The organism is Microbacterium sp. TPU 3598, assembly GCF_002356155.1.
Classification (GTDB): Bacteria; Actinomycetota; Actinomycetes; order Actinomycetales; family Microbacteriaceae; genus Microbacterium; species Microbacterium maritypicum_A.
In genome coordinates, this window is sequence record NZ_AP017975.1 from 519946 (window position 1) to 536485 (window position 16540).

At 68.0% G+C, this 16540-nt stretch carries 16 protein-coding genes; 11 read left to right on the forward strand and 5 right to left on the reverse strand.

All coding sequences use genetic code 11. The features are described from left to right. The first annotated feature begins 68 nt into the window (after positions 1–68). The 5 genes from MST3598_RS02395 to MST3598_RS02415 all read left to right on the forward strand — a co-directional run bounded on the left by MST3598_RS02395 (position 69) and on the right by MST3598_RS02415 (position 5142). A complete protein-coding gene (locus tag MST3598_RS02395; RefSeq protein WP_021199219.1) occupies positions 69–695 on the forward strand; it encodes a PadR family transcriptional regulator in 627 nt (208 codons plus the stop codon). Next, positions 692–2263, forward strand: coding sequence for an MFS transporter (locus tag MST3598_RS02400; RefSeq protein WP_269320226.1), 1572 nt, complete (start codon positions 692–694; stop codon positions 2261–2263). Before MST3598_RS02395 ends, MST3598_RS02400 begins: the two co-directional genes overlap by 4 nt. A 66-nt stretch (positions 2264–2329) precedes the next feature. After that, positions 2330–2884, forward strand: coding sequence for a GNAT family N-acetyltransferase (locus tag MST3598_RS02405; protein ID WP_029258789.1), 555 nt, complete (start codon positions 2330–2332; stop codon positions 2882–2884). A 54-nt stretch (positions 2885–2938) separates the two neighbouring features. Next, complete coding sequence (locus tag MST3598_RS02410; RefSeq protein ID WP_021199216.1) at positions 2939–4417, forward strand: amino acid ABC transporter substrate-binding protein/permease; 1479 nt, start codon at positions 2939–2941, stop codon at positions 4415–4417. Further along, positions 4414–5142 carry an amino acid ABC transporter ATP-binding protein gene (locus MST3598_RS02415; protein ID WP_029258788.1) on the forward strand — a complete coding sequence of 243 codons (729 nt, stop codon included), beginning with the start codon at positions 4414–4416 and terminating at the stop codon, positions 5140–5142. Before MST3598_RS02410 ends, MST3598_RS02415 begins: the two co-directional genes overlap by 4 nt. 164 nt (positions 5143–5306) lie before the next feature. On the opposite strand, the gene MST3598_RS02420 is transcribed toward MST3598_RS02415, so the two are convergent. The 4 genes from MST3598_RS02420 to MST3598_RS02435 all read right to left on the reverse strand — a co-directional run bounded on the left by MST3598_RS02420 (position 5307) and on the right by MST3598_RS02435 (position 9361). Next, positions 5307–6617, reverse strand: a complete 1311-nt coding sequence (locus tag MST3598_RS02420) for an MFS transporter (protein ID WP_029258787.1) — start codon at positions 6615–6617, stop codon at positions 5307–5309. Further along, positions 6614–7093 (reverse strand): winged helix-turn-helix transcriptional regulator, encoded by a 480-nt coding sequence (locus MST3598_RS02425; RefSeq protein ID WP_051670962.1) that lies wholly within the window; start codon positions 7091–7093, stop codon positions 6614–6616. Before MST3598_RS02425 ends, MST3598_RS02420 begins: the two co-directional genes overlap by 4 nt. A gap of 272 nt (positions 7094–7365) precedes the next feature. Next, complete coding sequence (gene purD, locus MST3598_RS02430; protein WP_021199212.1) at positions 7366–8643, reverse strand: phosphoribosylamine--glycine ligase; 1278 nt, start codon at positions 8641–8643, stop codon at positions 7366–7368. 43 nt (positions 8644–8686) lie between these two features. Beyond that, positions 8687–9361, reverse strand: coding sequence for an NUDIX hydrolase (locus MST3598_RS02435; protein ID WP_081859751.1), 675 nt, complete (start codon positions 9359–9361; stop codon positions 8687–8689). 49 nt (positions 9362–9410) lie between these two features. Between MST3598_RS02435 and MST3598_RS02440 the strand changes: the two genes are divergently transcribed. Then, the gene (locus tag MST3598_RS02440) at positions 9411–9779 is read left to right on the forward strand and encodes a sterol carrier family protein (protein WP_021199210.1); all 369 of its coding nucleotides are present in this window, start codon (positions 9411–9413) and stop codon (positions 9777–9779) included. A 90-nt stretch (positions 9780–9869) separates the two neighbouring features. Here the strand turns inward: MST3598_RS02440 and MST3598_RS02445 are convergent, their stop codons facing one another. Next, positions 9870–10688 carry a BtpA/SgcQ family protein gene (locus MST3598_RS02445; protein WP_021199209.1) on the reverse strand — a complete coding sequence of 273 codons (819 nt, stop codon included), beginning with the start codon at positions 10686–10688 and terminating at the stop codon, positions 9870–9872. 125 nt (positions 10689–10813) lie between these two features. Between MST3598_RS02445 and MST3598_RS02450 the strand changes: the two genes are divergently transcribed. The 5 genes from MST3598_RS02450 (at position 10814) to MST3598_RS02470 (ending at position 16521) form a co-directional block, all read left to right on the forward strand. Further along, entirely contained in the window at positions 10814–11587 is a 774-nt protein-coding gene (locus tag MST3598_RS02450) for a DeoR/GlpR family DNA-binding transcription regulator (RefSeq protein ID WP_021199208.1), read from the forward strand. A 172-nt stretch (positions 11588–11759) separates the two neighbouring features. Further along, a complete protein-coding gene (locus MST3598_RS02455) occupies positions 11760–12794 on the forward strand; it encodes an autoinducer 2 ABC transporter substrate-binding protein (RefSeq protein ID WP_021199207.1) in 1035 nt (344 codons plus the stop codon). Between the two features lie 63 nt (positions 12795–12857). Beyond that, entirely contained in the window at positions 12858–14396 is a 1539-nt protein-coding gene (locus MST3598_RS02460) for a sugar ABC transporter ATP-binding protein (protein WP_021199206.1), read from the forward strand. Continuing rightward, a complete protein-coding gene (locus MST3598_RS02465) occupies positions 14393–15421 on the forward strand; it encodes an ABC transporter permease (RefSeq protein ID WP_231494425.1) in 1029 nt (342 codons plus the stop codon). Before MST3598_RS02460 ends, MST3598_RS02465 begins: the two co-directional genes overlap by 4 nt. Positions 15422–15423: 2 nt before the next feature. Continuing rightward, complete coding sequence (locus tag MST3598_RS02470; RefSeq protein WP_051670961.1) at positions 15424–16521, forward strand: ABC transporter permease; 1098 nt, start codon at positions 15424–15426, stop codon at positions 16519–16521. The last annotated feature ends 19 nt before the right edge of the window (positions 16522–16540 follow it).

Genomic DNA, 16540 nt, shown 5'->3' on the forward strand with positions numbered 1-16540 from the left:
GCGGATGTCGGTCTTGTCGGTGTCCGTTGGGGGGCGTATAGTCCACATGGACTATTTGAGGTGGGGACATGAAGAAGGATGCCGTCGACCGACTCACCCCCATGGGGGTGATGGTGCTCGCGCTGCTGCGCGAGGGCGACATGCACCCCTACGAGATGGTGCGGCTCATGCGGGCCCGCCACGATGATCGCCTGATCACGATCACCAACGGGACGCTCTACCACACGGTGTCCCGGCTGCATCGTGCCGGGCTGATCGATGAGCTCGGCATCGACCGCGAGGGCAATCGTCCGGAGCGCACGACCTACTCCCTGACGGATGCCGGACGTGACGCGGTCGTCACGTGGGTGCGGCGCGAGCTGCCCCGCATCGACCGACCCGCCGACTTCCGCATCGCGCTCGCCGAGGCCCACAACCTCGAGAGGCCGGAGGTGATCGACCTCCTGCAGGAGCGGCGGGTGGCGCTCGTCGGCGATCACGCGCGGCACCGCGACGGCCTGCGGACGGCCAGGGAGAAGAGCGTGCCCGAGCAGGTGCTCGTCGAGATCGAGCGTCAGGAGGCACTGCTGGACGCCGAGCTGCGCTGGCTCGACACCCTCCTGGACCGCCTCCAGACCGAAGTCCTGCCGTGGGGTCCCACGGCATTCCAGAACTCAGACCGCTACCGCGCTCAGCGAAAGGCCGCACAGCAATGACAGATACCCCTCGCGACGGAGACCGCCCCCCGGTGTCCACGCCCTCGACATCCGGTCCGTCGACCGGCACCTATTCCGTGGGGCACAAGCCCACGAGCCCTTGGCCCGCCCTCTGGGCGCTGGTCATCGGCTTCTTCATGATCCTCGTCGACACCACGATCGTGTCGGTCGCGAACCCGGCCATCAAGGCGGCGCTCGACCCGAACACGAACAATCTCGACAACGTCGTGTGGGTCACGAGCGCCTACCTGCTCGCCTATGCGGTGCCGCTGCTGATCACCGGACGTCTCGGTGACCGCTTCGGCCCGAAGAACATCTACCTGATCGGCCTCGCGGTCTTCACCCTCGCGTCGCTGTGGTGCGGACTGTCGACCACACTCGAGGGCCTGATCGTCGCCCGCGCGGTGCAGGGTCTCGGAGCGGCGTTCATGACGCCGCAGACCATGGCCGTGATCACCCGCACCTTCCCGCCCGAGCGCCGCGGCGCCGCGATGGGTCTCTGGGGGGCGACCGCTGGTGTCGCGACTCTCGTCGGTCCCCTCGTGGGCGGTCTGCTCGTCGACGGCTTCGGCTGGGAGTGGATCTTCTTCGTGAACATCCCGGTCGGCATCGTCGCCTTCGTGCTCGCCTGGCGTCTGGTGCCCAAGCTCGCGACGCATCCGCACCGGTTCGACATCGTGGGTGTGGTGCTGAGCGCCGTGGCGCTGTTCCTCATCGTGTTTGGACTCCAGGAGGGCGAGAAGTACGACTGGGGTGTGATCTGGGGGCCGATCTCGGTATGGAGCCTGATCATCGTCGGCCTCGTGGTGCTCGGGCTGTTCATCTTCCAGCAGGCCAAGACCCGCAGCGAGCCGCTGGTGCCGCTCGACCTGTTCCGCGACCGCAACTTCTCGGGCGCGAACGTGGCGATCGCCGCCGTCGGCTTCACGGTGACGAGCATGTCGCTGCCGATGATGTTCTTCCTGCAGACCGCACGCGGACTCACGCCCACCGAAGCGGCACTGCTCCTGATCCCGATGGCGGTGCTCTCGGGGGTGCTCGCCCCGGCCGCGGGGAAGCTCCTCGACCGGGTCGATCCGCGCATCATCCTCATCCCCGGCCTGCTCTGCGTCGCCGGAGCGCTGGTCTGGTACTCGGCACTGATCAACATGGACACCCCGATCTGGATGTTCCTGCTTCCCTCTGCGCTGATGGGCATCGGCAACGCCGGCATGTGGGGTCCGCTCGCCACCACGGCGACGCGCAAGCTGCCGCCGCGTCAGGCGGGGGCGGGCGCCGGCATCTACAACACGACCAGGACCATCGGGTCGGTGATCGGCTCGGCATCCATCGCCGCGTTCATGCAGTCGCGTCTCGAGGCGAACCTCCCGGGCCTCGCCGACGCCCCGGCGGGCATCTCGACCGGCGGATCGCTGCCGCCCCAGGTGGCCGAAGGGTTCGCGGCGGGGATGTCGCAGTCGATCCTGCTGCCGGCGTGCGTCATGGCGGTCGCCCTGATCGCCTCGCTGTTCCTGGGTCGTTACGACAAGACGGCGGCGGCGGCACCCGCGGCCGTGCGGGCCGAGTAGTCGAACCCGGGGAGGGGTCGTGTCCGTCGGTTTGCGCACGCGGCCCCTTTCTGGTGTCATCGGGCGATGACGATCGCACTCTCTCGACCGACCACCGACCTCTTCGAATCCTGGGCCGCCGCAGTGGGCGAGTTCGAGGGCGGACACGTCGACGGGGGCGGTCTCGAGAAGGGTTTCGTGCCCGACCGGGCCGCGTTCGAGGAGTTCGTCGAGCGCGCAGAGCTGTACGCCACACCCGGTGCGGTTCTCCCGGAGGGCCACGTGCCCTGCGATTACTACTGGATCACCGAGGGGGACCAGGTGGTCGGCTTCCTCTCCTTCCGCCGCGAGCTCAACGACTACCTGCGTCGCTTCGGTGGCCACATCGGCTATTCGGTGATCCCTTCCCGTCGCCGCGAAGGGATCGTGCGCGAGGCGATGCGGCAGATTCTCCGCCAGGCGAAGGCGGAGGGGTACGAACGCGTGATGCTCACCTGCGATGACGACAACATCGGGTCCATCCGCACCATCGAGGGGGCCGGTGGCGAGCTCGAAGACGTGATCGATGCGCCGGAGGCCGGGCGGCCTCGCGTGCGCCGGTACTGGATCGATATTTCGGGGACCCGACTCGCCGCGAGCTAGGGTAGATCCTCGGCGGTCGTCCGGTCGCTGCTGTCGACCCGAGGAGCACACGTCGTGATCCGAAATCCATCCGCCGCGGCGGGCCGCCTGCGCCGATCGATGCGCACCGCCGGTGCGGCCGCGCTCGTCGCCTTCGTCGCCGTCGGAGCGCTCCTCGCCGGAGCCGCCCCCGCCACCGCCGCGAGCGACGGCGACAAGTACGTCATCGGCACCGACACGACCTTCGCGCCGTTCGAGTTCACCGACAAGGACGGCAACCTCGTCGGCATCGACATGGACCTGCTCCGCGCGATCGCGAAGGACCAGGGCTTCGAGGTCGAGATCCGCCAGCTCGGATTCGACGCCGCGGTGCAGGCGCTGCAGTCGAACCAGGTCGATGCGGTCATGGCCGGCATGTCGATCACCGAGGAGCGACAGAAGACCTTCGACTTCAGTGAGCCCTACTTCACCAGCGGCATCCAGCTGGGCGTTCTCGAGTCGAGCGACATCCAGTCGCTCGACGACCTCGACGGCAAGGCCGTGGCCGTGAAGACCGGCACGCAGGGGCAGACCTTCGCCGACGAGAACAAGGACGAGTACGGCTTCAAGGTCACCCCGTACCAGGACACGACCGACATGGTCGACGCTGTGAAGGCCGGCCAGGCGGTCGGCTACTTCGAGGACTTCCCGGTGCTGGCCTACGGCATCCAGCAGGGTTCCGGCTTCCGCCTGATCGGTGAGCCCGAGCTCGGCGGCGAGTACGGCTTCGCGGTGAACAAGGGGCAGAACCCCGAACTGATCGAGATGTTCAACGCCGGACTCGCGAACCTCAAGTCTTCGGGCGAGTACGACAAGATCGTCGACACGTACCTGGCGGGCGGCGAGGAATCGTCGCAGCCGACCGACATCATCTCGGTCGCGGTGCAGTACTGGCCCGCGCTCATGGAAGGCCTGTGGCTCACGATCCTCGCGACGATCGTCGCCATCGTCGCCGCCTTCATCCTCGGGCTCATCTTCGGCTTCGGCCGGGTCTCGAAGTTCGCACCGTTCCGCTGGATCGCGACGGCCTACGTCTACGTGTTCCGCGGGACGCCGATCCTCATCCAGGCGTTCTTCGTGTTCTTCGCGATCCCGCAGCTGTTCCCTGGCCTCACGTTCAACCCGTTCGTCGCCGGAGCGATCACGCTCTCGCTCAACACGGGCGCGTACATGACCGAGATCATCCGCGGAGGCATCCAGGCGGTCGATCCCGGACAGAACGAGGCCTCGCGCTCGCTGGGTCTCGGCCACTGGAAGACCATGCAGAAGGTCGTGCTCCCGCAGGCGTTCCGCATCATGATCCCGTCGTTCGTCAACCAGGGCATCATCACGCTGAAGGACACCTCGCTGATCAGTGTGATCGGCCTGGCGGAACTGACGTTCGTCTCTCGCCAGATCATCGCCTCGACGTACCTGTCGGCGCAGGTGCTGACGATCGTCGCCATCATCTACTTCGTCGTGATCACGCTGCTGACGCTGCTCGCGAACCGCCTGGAGAGGACGTTCAACGCATGAGCAAGATCGTGGTGCAGGACCTGCACAAGTCGTTCGGAGACAACGAGGTGCTCAAGGGCATCAACCTCTCGGTGGAAGACGGCGAGGTCGTCGCGGTCATCGGTCCGTCGGGGTCGGGCAAGTCCACGCTGCTGCGCTGCCTCAACAAGCTCGAGGAGCCCACGTCGGGGCACGTCATCATCGACGGCGTCGACCTGACCGACAAGAGCGTGAAGCTCGACGAGGTGCGCCAGCGCATCGGCATGGTGTTCCAGCACTTCAACCTGTTCCCGCACATGACGGTGCTCGAGAACATCACCCTCGCGCCGGTCGAGTGCGGGAAGATGACGAAGGCCGAGGCCCGCGAGCGGGCGCTGTCGCTCCTGGAGCGGGTCGGTCTCTCGGAGAAGGCCGATGCGAAGCCCGCATCCCTGTCCGGTGGTCAGAAGCAGCGCGTCGCGATCGCGCGTGCGCTCGCGATGGACCCCGAGATCATGCTGTTCGATGAGGCCACGAGCGCGCTCGACCCCGAGATGGTCGGTGAGGTGCTGCAGGTCATCCGCGACCTGGCGTCCGGCGGCATGACCATGGTGCTGGTGACGCACGAGATGGGCTTCGCGCGCGAGGTCTCCGGCCGCACGGTCTTCATGGACGGCGGTGTCGTGGTCGAGGAGGCCCCGCCCGCCGAGCTCTTCGGCTCGCCCAAGAACGAACGCCTGAAGGACTTCCTCTCCAAGGTGCTCTGAGCGCGGCGCACATCCGCGTCGCGCACATCCGCGTCGACTTCCCGTGTACTCGCCGAGTGCACGGGAAGTTTGCGTTGAGAAGCCGTGCATTCGGTAGCTTCCCGTGCACTCGGTGCGGTGCGGTGCGGTGCGGTGCGGTGCGGTGCGGTGCGGGATGGGGTGAGCTACTCGCGAACGGATACGGGGTGGCGGCGGATGGTCGCGCTGACGAGGGCGGCGACCGCGCACAGTCCGGCGGCGGCGAACCAGGCGAACGTGTACTGGCCGGTGTGGTCGCGCACGATCCCGGCGAGGACCGAGGCGATGCCGGCGCCGATCTGGTGGGCCGCGAACACCCAGCCGAACACGAGCGGGCCCTTGTCTCCGAAGACCTCACGGCAGAGCGCGATCGTCGGTGGCACGGTCGCGACCCAGTCGAGCCCGTAGATCACGATGAACACGATGATGCTGGGTTGCACCTCGGCCGAGAGCAGGCTCGGCAGGAACAGCAGACTCACTCCGCGCAGCGCGTAGTAGGCGGCGAGCAGGATGCGCGGGTTCACCCGGTCGGTGAGCCAGCCGGAGAACACGGTGCCGACGATGTCGAAGACGCCCACCACGGCCAGCAGCCCGGCCGCGGTCGTCGTCGCCATCCCATGGTCGTGCGCGCTCGGGATGAAGTGCGTGCCGATCAGTCCGTTGGTCGTCGCTCCGCAGATCGCGAAGCCGATCGCCAGTGCCCAGAAGGTCTTGGTGCGAGCGGCCTCCCTCAGGGTGGAGATCGCGAGTTTCGCCGCACCCCACGCCGTGCCCCGAGGAACGGGATCCGCCGCCATGACGGGCGTGGTCTCGCCGTACCGGGCGACCCCGAGGTCGCTCGGTCTGTTGCGCAGGAAGATCCAGACGAGGGGCGCGACGGCGAGGGCGCCGCCTGCGATGATGAGCGACGCCCCGCGCCATCCGACGTCTTCCGCGGCAGCCGCGATCACGGGGAGGAAGATCAGCTGCCCGGTCGCACTGCCGGCGGTGAGCACGCCGGAGACGAGCCCGCGCCCGGTCGCGAACCAGGTGTCGGTGATGGTCGCGGCGAACACCAGGGCCATCGATCCGGTGCCGAGCCCGATCAGCACACCCCAGGTCAGGATGAGCTGGCCGGGAGTCGCCACGAAGACGCTCAGCGCCGCGCCCGCTCCGATGACGAAGAGTGCGACCACCGTGACCGCGCGGATGCCGAAGCGCTGCATGAGGGCGGCCGCGAACGGGGCGATGAGGCCGTACAGCAGCAGGTTGATCGAGACCGCGAGCGAGAGCTCCGCCGTGGTCCATCCGAACTCCTCCTCGAGCGGCACCATGAGCACACCGGGCGCGGCGCGGAACCCGGCGGCGCCGATGAGCGCGATGAGGGCCACCATGGCCACGGTCCAGGCAGGGTGGAAGCGGCGCTGCCGTCCGGTCAGGGGCTCTTCGATCGGACCGTCGAGCGATTCGGCGGTCATGCCGCGTCTCCGGCGAGAAGGGCGAAGGACTCCCCGCCCATGCTGCGCCGTGCCCACCGGGTGCTGCCGGCGTCGAGCGGTGCCGCGCATGTCGCGCACCAGTCGACGGAGTCCGAGACATCGCCGCAGCGGCCGCAGCTCACGGTCAGTCCCCACGGCCCGTCGGGGTCGGTGATGCGAGCGAACCGCGCGTAGGCGTGCAGGATCGGGAGCGTCTCGCGTCCGGCGGCCGTGAGTCGATAGCCGCTGCGCGCATCGTCGGGGTCTTCGCGAGCGATGAGGTCGGCCTCGCCCATCGCGGTCAGGCGACGGGAGAGCACCGAGTCGGCGGCGCCGGTGGCGTCACGAAGCTGATCGAAACGCGTGCGGCCGGAGAAGAGCTCGCGCAGGATGAGCAGCACCCAGGGGTCGGCGAGCACGTCGGCGGTGCGGGCGATGGGGCAGGTCGCAGAGGACCAGTCGGAGCGGAGCGGCATCCGCTAACTTTCTTGAAGAAAGTCCCCCGTGTCAATCGCGGATCCGCACGTTGGCAGGATTCCTGCCCGCATTCGCCCGAATTCGCGCGACCGCACCTCACGTATCCCCGCTCGTGGTGCTCCCGAGTGCACGGGAACTCGCCGAGCGAACGGGGTATCCGCGTCGGGAAGCCGTGCACTCGTCGAGACCCCGTGCGCTCGGCGGAGGGGGCACACAGAGGGGGCGGGACGGGCCGGGGCGGGACGGCGGGGCAGGGGCGGGGCGCGGAGGGCTACTCGGCGACGCGAGCGGCGATGTCGGTGCGGTAGTGGGAGCCGTCGAGATGAATGCGGGCGATCGCCTCGTACGCGCGGTCGCGCGCGGTGCGGAAGTCGGAAGCCACCGCCACCACGTTCAGTACACGGCCTCCCGTCGCGATGAGCGATCCGCCGGGAGCATCCGGGCTCGCGGTCGCGGCGTGCACGATGCGGACGCCCTCGACGGCTGCGGCTTCCGCGAGGCCCTCGATCGGGCGGCCGGTCTGCGGTGCCTCGGGGTATCCCTCGCTGGCCAGCACGACCGTGATGGCGACATCGTCGCTGAAAACGGGATCCGGCTGATCCTCGAGGGTTCCCGAGGCCGCGGCGAACAGCAGGTCCGACAGCGGGGTGACCAGTCGCGGGAGCACGATCTGCGTCTCCGGATCTCCGAAGCGCGCGTTGAACTCGATCACGCGCACGCCGGCGGGGGTGAGGATCAGGCCCGCGTAGAGGAGTCCGATGAACGGCGTGCCCTCTGCGTCGAGCTGGCGCACCACGGGAAGTGCCACGTCGCGCGTGACCTCGTCGACGAAAGCCTGCTCGCTGCCGAACTGCTCGGTGAGCCAGGGCAGCGGCGAGTAGGCACCCATGCCACCGGTGTTGGGGCCGGCGTCGCCGTCGAGTGCGCGCTTGAAGTCCTGGGCGGGGCTGAGCGCACGCACGGTGTCGCCGTCGCTCAGGAAGAACAGGGAGACCTCGGGACCGGACAGGAACTCCTCGATCAGCACCGGGCCGGCGGGAAGATACTGCTCGGCGTGCGCGAGCGCCTCGGCGCGGTCGGACGTGACGATGACGCCCTTGCCCGCAGCCAGACCGTCGGCCTTCACGACGTAAGGAGCGCCGAGATCGTCGAACGCGTTCTCGACCTCTGCCGTGGTGGCGGCGCGCACGGCACGGCCGGTGGGCACGCCGGCGGCATCCATGACCCGCTTCGCGAACGACTTCGAGCCCTCCAGCTGCGCTGCGGCCTTGCCCGGTCCGAACACCGGGATGCCGCGGACGCGCAGGGCATCCGCGACTCCGGCGACGAGCGGAGCTTCGGGGCCCACCACGACGAGGTCGATCGCGTGCTCATGCGCGAACGCGGTGACTGCGCCGCCGTCGAGCGGATCGAGCGAGACGGGGCTCGCATCCTGTGCCATGCCGGCGTTGCCGGGAGCCACGAAGATCTCGTGCTCCGTCTGCTCAGCCCGCAGGGCGAGGATGATCGCGTGCTCACGGGCACCGGAACCGAGGACGAGAATCTTCACCCGTCCAGACTACCGAGGGTCGCGCTCCGGGTTTCGGTGGGGCTCAGAGGTCGACGGTCCGTTCGACGGCAGCATCCCAGGTCACGGTCCAGCCGGCCGCGTCGAAGAGCGCATCGAGCACCATCGCGGTGAAGCCCCAGACGATCGTGCCGTCGACGTCGAACGCCGGGCCCCGGAACGTGTGCCCCATGCGGGTGATCGTCGAGGTGAACCGGGTCTCGGGGGCGAGCAGTTGCGCGACGGGAACCCGGAACACCTCGACCGTCTCGGCGTGATCGACCGCCACGACCCGCGACGGCGACTGCCACCATGCCAGGACGGGCGTGACGAGATGGTTGCTCGCGGCGAGCGGGATCTCCGGCAGCGTGGCCAGGATCTCGACTCCCGCCGGATCGAGCCCGGTCTCCTCCTCGGCTTCGCGCAGCGCCGTGGCGACGACGTCGGCATCGTCCGGCTCCACGCGTCCACCGGGGAATGAGACCTGACCGGGGTGGGACGAGAGGGTGGGCGCGCGTCGCTGCAGCAGCACGTCGAGGTCACGGGCGACGGCCGCGTCGGTCGTGGGGGCGGGGATGCGATCGAGCACGCCGAACAGGATGAGCACAGCCGCATCGTGCGCGCTCTGCGGGTCGGCGAGTGGCGGGATCCGCACGCCCCACGAATGGTCGGCGACTGCCGCGAGCAGCTCGGCGCGGGCGCCCTGGGGATGCATGCTCATGCGTCCGAGCATAGGACTCGTCGCGCGCGGTCGGTCGTAGTCTGGAGAGATGGCCAGGAAGATCGACATCGTCGACGGACGCGCGGCTCTCGATGCCGTCCGCTCCGCGGATGCCTCGGGCGTGAAGCCGCAGCGCACCGATCTCGCCACCGCCGTGCGCTATCTGCTGCAGCTGCTCGACGAGAAGGCGCCGGGCAACAGCGTGGAAGTGCGAGTGCCTCCCTTCGGTGCGGTGCAGGTCATCCAGGGTCCTCGACACACCCGTGGCACGCCGCCGAACGTGGTGGAGATGGATGCGGCGACCTGGATCGCCGTGTCCACCGGCACGGAGCGATGGGCGGATGCCGCAGACGGCGGACGCATCCATGCTTCGGGCACGCGCGCCGACTTGAGCGACGTGCTGCCGGTGCGTCCCTAGCGCAGCCGCACGGGACGCGCCTGAGGCACACGGAGCCGCCCCGCGGTCACCAGGATCGCGGGGCGGCTCCGTGTGGCCGGCGGTCGCGTGTCAGGCCAGCTGCGACCGGAACGCCTTCGCAGCACCCATGAGCTCTTCCACCCGTGCGCGGTCGGCGCGGTTCTCGAACCTGCCGTCGTGCTTGAAATAGGTGCCCACGACGGCCCCGTCGGCCACTGCCAGCTGGTCGGCGACGTTGGAGGCGCGCACTCCGGTGTTGACGAATACCGGCACGTCTCCGGCGTTCTCCTTCACGATGGCCAGCGACTGCGTGTCAGTGGGGGCGCCGGCGGTGAGCCCGGAGACGCAGAGGGCATCGGGGTTGGTCGCGAACACCGTGGAGCGGGCGATGGACCCGAGGTCGCGCTCGGCGAGGTAGGCCGCCGACTCCGGCACGATGTTGAACAGCAGCTTCACGTTCGATGCGCCGATGCGGTGTCGGTGGCGCGCGACCTCACCGACGTTCGTGTTCCAGAGGCCGAAGTCGCTGGCGTAGACGCCGGTGAAGATCTCACGAACGAACGCCGCATCGGTGGCGGTGGCGAGATCGATGGAGGCGCGGCCGTCCCAGAGCACGTTCACGCCGAAAGGCACGGCGAGGTCGCCCTGCAGCGCGCCGATGATGCGAGCCATGCTGATCGCGGTGATCGGCTCGGTCTTCGTGAGGTACGGGAGGCTGAATTCGTTGGAGATGAGCACGGCATCGACGCCGCCGCTCTGCAGCGCGTCGAGCTCGCCCTTGGCGCGATTCACGATCGCGGCCATTCCGGCCGCGGTGTCGTAGCCGGGGTCGCCGGGGAGCGGGGCCAGATGCAGCATCGCCACGATCGGCTTCTGCGTGCCGAACACCTCGGGGAGCCAGTTGGGCATGTCTTTCCTCGTTTCTTCGGAATGGATCACAAACTCTGTGAAAGATTCACGATGAGCAAAGCACAAGTTACTCATTCACACAAGCGTGTCGCCTAAGGTGGGATCTGCCACACGAGGAGGTCGGGATGGAAGCCCATGAGCGCCGCGCGCTGATCGAACAGCGGGTCCTCTCTGATGGGGAGGCCGAGTTCAAGGCCCTCGCGCTGGAGTTCGACGTCTCCGAGATGACCATTCGGCGCGACCTGGAACTCCTCGAGGAGCGCGGCAGCGTGCGCCGGGTTACCGGTGGTGTGATCGCCGCCCACGGGACGGCGGTGGAGCCCGGATTCAACTCTCGGGCGTTGATGGGCGCACGCGAGAAGATCAATATCGCGGCAGCGGCCGTCGCCCATCTCAATCACGGCGAGACCGTCGTCCTCGACAGTGGCAGCACCGCCCTCGCGGTGGCCAGGGCCATCGTCGGCAAAGGCCTCGGACTCACGGTCGTCACGCCGAGCATCCTCGTCGCGCTCGAGCTCCATGACGAGCCGAACACCACGATCCTCGTCACCGGCGGGAGGGTGCGTCCCGGCGAACTCAGCCTGGTCGGAGCCGAGTCGATCGAGGCCTTCAAGCGCTACAACTGCGACGTCTACGTCATGGGCGTCTCCGGCGTCGATGGCAAGCGCGGTCTCTCCGACTACAGCAACGAGGAGGGAGCGGTGAAGCGCGCGGCGATCGAAGCCTGTGACCGCGTCATCGTCGTCGCCGACGCGTCGAAGCTCGGCCGGGTGCACCTGACGAATGTCGCGGGTCCCGGCGAGGTCGACCTGCTGGTCACCGACGGAGCGGTGGACCATCCCGCGCTCGTCGGCCTGCGTGCGGCCGGTGTGCAGATCGAAGCCGTTCCCGCGCTCTAGCTGCGTCGTTCCTTCGGTCTCGCCGTTGCGCAACGGTTGCGCAACGGGTGTGAGATTTCGCATTGACAACCGGCGGGATCACGTTTTACTGTTCCACAGCGATGAGATTTCTTCCCATTCCTCCGTGGGGGTGGTGGAAACTAACACTGGTTCACACACGAAGGAGTGGAACATGCGTAAGACGAAGTTGCTTGCAGGTGTCGGATTCGGTGCCGTGGCGATGCTCGCCCTCGCCGGCTGCGGTCAGGTCGGCGGCACCACCGGTGGTGGCGATACCGGCGGAAGCGCGGAAGACGGCGCGATGGTCACCGTAGTCAAGATCTCGGGTGTCGGCTGGTTCGACCGTATGGAGGTCGGCGTCAAGGAGTTCGCCGAGGAAACCGGGATCGACGCCCGCCAGGAGGGTGCGGACGACGCCAGCCCCGAGAAGCAGATCCAGATCATCCAGGACCTGATCGCCCAGTCGCCCGCCGCGATCACGGTCGTCCCCAACTCGCCAGAGGCGCTGGAGTCCGTGCTCAAGCAGGCCAGGGACCAGGGGATCATCGTCGTCGCCCACGAGGCTGCAGGCATCAAGAACGCCGACATCGACATCGAGGCGTTCGACAACCGGGCCTATGGCGCGAAGATCATGGACAACCTCGCCGAGTGCATGGGCGACTCGGGACAGTACGTCTCCTTCGTCGGAGGCCTCACGGCCAAGACCCACATGGACTGGGTGGGCGGCGCCTACGACCAGCAGCAGGCGGAGTACCCCGACCTGACACGTGTCGAGGAGCCGGTCGAGAGCAAGGAAGACGAGAACGTCGCCTATCAGCGGGCGAAGGAGCTGCTCGCGAAGTACCCCGACATCAAGGGCTTCCAGGGGTCGGCCGGCACCGACGTCGCCGGTATCGCCCGCGCCGTGCAGGAGGCCGGTCTGGAGGATCAGGTCTGCGTGATGGGCACCAGCATCCCGTCCGTGGCGAAGAAGTACATCGTCGACGGCTCGATCGACAAGATCTTCTTCTGGGACCCGGCGATGGCCGGCAAGGCGCAGCTCAAGATCGCGCAGCTGCTCGTCGACGGCGAGAAGATCACCGACGGCACCGACCTCGGCATCGAAGGCTACAACTCGCTGAAGAAGCTCGACGGCTTCGACAACGTCTACGTGGGTGACGCCGCCGTCATCGTCGACAAGGACAACGTCGACGACTACGACTTCTGACCCGACGTCCACCACGACTCAGGGCGGGGTCGCCAGCGTGCGGCCCCGCCCCGGAGGAAGAACATGAACGCAGAACAGGCGCAGCCGGCGCCCGAGGCGGGGCACGCACCCGAGCCCAGGCCCGTTCTCGAGGTCACAGGGGTGCGGAAGGTGTTCGGTGGGGTCGTCGCACTCGACGACGTCGCGATCACCCTCTACCCCGGGCGGGTGCACTGCCTGGCCGGCGAGAACGGATGCGGCAAATCCACGCTCATCAAGATCATCAGCGGGGTCGAGAAGCCGGAGGCGGGGGAGATCCTGCTCGATGGCGAACCGCTCACCCATCTCTCGCCGACGCAGGCCCTGCGCGCCGGCATCCAGGTCATCTACCAAGACTTCTCGCTCTTCCCCAACCTGACCGTGGCCGAGAACATCGTGCTCCCGGCCGCGATCGCCGCGCGGCGCAAGCTCTACAGCTCGAAGAAGCGTCGTCCCGAGGCGCAGCGCATCGTCGAGGAGCTGGGGCTCACCCTCGACCTCGACACCGATGTCGAACGGCTCTCGGTCGCCGACCGGCAGCTCACCGCGATCTGCCGGGCGCTCGTGCAGGATGCCAGGGTCATTTTCATGGATGAGCCGACCACGGCTCTCACCCACTCCGAGGTCGAGCGACTCTTCACTCTCGTGCGCCGACTGCAGCAACGCGGCGTCGCCCTGGTGTTCGTCAGCCACAAGCTCGACGAGGTATTGCAGGTGTCGCAGGACATCACGGTGCTGCGTTCAGGGCGCCTGGTCGCGAACGGTCCGGCCGACGAGTTCGACGTGGCCTCCCTCACCCATGCCATGACCGGCCGTGCGGTGGATGACTCGCGCGTCGTCGTCGAGGTCGACGAGGAGGCTGAGCCGCTGCTGCGTGTGGAGCACCTCGATCTGCCTGGCGCCTTCACGGATGTCTCCTTCGACCTGCAGCCGGGCGAGATCCTCGGCCTCACCGGATTGCTCGGCTCGGGCCGTGGTGAGATCGCCGATGCGCTGTTCGGCCTGCTCACTCCACAGTCCGGAACCGTCACCGTCGGCGGCCGCGCCGTGCGACCAGGCAGCATCCGGGCATCCGTCGACGCGGGCATCGGATACGTGCCGGAGGACCGGCTCACCCAGGGCCTGTTCCTCGACAAGTCGATCTCCGACAACATCATCGCGGGCTCCCTGAGCGAGCACGCGGTCGGCAAGGTGCTGCTGAGTCGAAAGCGCACCGCCGAGACCATCTCCCGACTGTTCTCGCGCCTGCGCATCAAGGCGCCGAGCGTCGAGGCGCCCGTGCGATCGCTGTCCGGCGGCAATGCGCAGCGCGTCGTACTGGCCAAGTGGCTCGCGACCAAGCCGCGGGTGCTGATCCTGAACGGACCGACGGTCGGTGTCGACGTGGGGTCGAAGGAAGAGATCCTGCAGATCCTCCGCGAGGCAGCGAACGACGGGATGGGCGTGATCATGATCTCCGACGACGTGCCCGAACTCGTCTCGCTCTGCAACCGCGTGCTCGTGGTGCGCCGCGGCGAGATCGTCTCACGACTGGCCGGCGACGAGATCGCCGCGCCTCGAATCCAGGAGGTGATGGCCGCGTGAGCGCCACCGACGCCCGCATCCGCCTTCCCCGCATCGGACGCATGTCGAACGAGCTCGTGCTCGCGAGCATCATCCTCGTCCTGGTGATCGTGATGTGCGCCGTGAACCCCGCCTTCTTCAGCGTGCACACGCTGTTCTCCATCCTGCGCTCCACTCTGGTGCCGATGGTCTTCGCGCTCGCGGTGCTCTTCGTGATCATCTCCGGCGGCATCGATGTGTCGTTCGCGGCCATCGGCATCTTCGCCGCCTACACGACCGTGTCACTCGCCCAGGGCGGAACCCTCGACTTCGGACTGATCGGCATCCTCGCGTTCGCGATCGTGATCGGTGGCGCCCTCGGGTTCGTCAACGGCATCGTGATCGCCCGGTTCCGGCTCCCCACCCTGATCGTGACTCTCGCGACGCAGGGCATCTTCAAGGGCGTGCTGCTCGCCTACATCGGCTCCAAGTACATCGCCGAGCTGCCGGATGGCGTCTCCTGGCTGTCGACGGCGAACCTCATCTCGATCGAGTCGACCCGCGCCTATCTGCCGATGCTGATCGTGCCGGTCGTGCTGCTCGTGATCGGTGCCGCGTTCGTTCTGCGCCGCACGATGTTCGGCCGCGGCATCTACGCCATGGGCGGCGACCTGGAGGGGGCGCGACGGGCCGGCTTCCCGGTCGTGCGCCTGCAGATCATGCTCTACGTGCTCGTCGGGGCGGTCGCCGCGATCGGCGGACTCATCCACGTCGTGCTCGGGCGCAGCGCCAACCCGCAAGACCTGGTCGGCACCGAGCTCGACGTGATCGCCGCGGTCGTGCTCGGCGGGGCCTCGATCTTCGGCGGACGCGGCACCGTCACCGGCACCGTGCTCGGCGTGCTGCTGGTGCAGATCATCAACAACAGTCTCATCCTGATGGGCGTGCCCACGGCCTGGCAGCGTGCCGCCGTCGGGTTCCTGCTGGTGATCGGCGTGGGGATCCAGGCCGTCATGGCCCGCCGCGCCTCTCGTCGGACGTTCGTCCTCGACACGGTGAAGGAGTGACCATGCCTCAGACGACCCCTCCCGGGCAGTTCGCCCGGATGAACGACCAGGTCGATCGGTCGGTGCGGTCATTGCTCGGCCGTATCCACGTGAATCGTGGCGTCGGCCGGATGCTGGTGCTGTTCGCACTCGCGTTCGGACTGTTCGCGATCCTGAACCCGAGGGTCTTCCTCAATCCGATCAACCTGCAGAACATGATGGTCGCCTCGCCCGAGGTCGGCATCCTCGCCATCGCCATGGCGCTCGCCATGCTCACCGGAGGGATCGATCTGTCACTGGTGGCGATCGCGAACCTCTCGGCGATCACCGTCAGCACGATGTTCACGGCGATCGCCAGCAGCGATCCGGCGACCGCCGAGTCGATGGGCGGCCTCATCGCCCTGGTCGGCGTCCTGGTCGGCGCGCTCGCGGGAGCCGTCAACGGCTTCCTGATCGCGACGGTAGGCATCACGCCTATCCTCGCGACGCTGGCCACGATGCAGATCTTCAACGGCATCGCGATCGTCTGGACCGGGGGCACCACGCTCTACGGCGCCCCGGCGGTGCTCTCCACGGTCGGGCAGGCGACGGTCGGCGGCATCCCTCTTCTGTTCCTCGAATTCCTCGTGGTCGCTGTTCTGATCGGGGTGCTGATCACGCGTACGCCGTTCGGACGACGCACACAGCTGCAGGGGGCGAACTCGACGGCCGCGATGTACTCCGGCATCCGCAGCACGAGCGTGCTCTACGGCACGTACGTGACGACGGGTGTGCTCGGCGGCATCGCGGGTCTGGTGTTCCTCTCCCGCAACCCGACGGCGAGCGCCGACTACGGCACGTCGTACGTGCTGCTCGTGATCGTGATCGCGGTGCTCGGCGGCACGAACCCCACCGGCGGGTTCGCGACCATCACCGGAGTGGTCCTCGCGACGCTCGTGCTGCAGGTCGTGCAGTCCGGCTTCACGGCGATCCGGCTCTCGGCCTACGAGTACGCGATCGCGCAGGGGGTGATCCTGATCGCGGTGATGGTGTTCGATCAGGTGAGGGTCAAACGAAGGCCGCGCCGGGCACCCAGCAGTCAGACCGAGACGATCGCGCTCGCAGAGATCCCCCGGGCCTGACCCGCGCATCCGAAAGGCA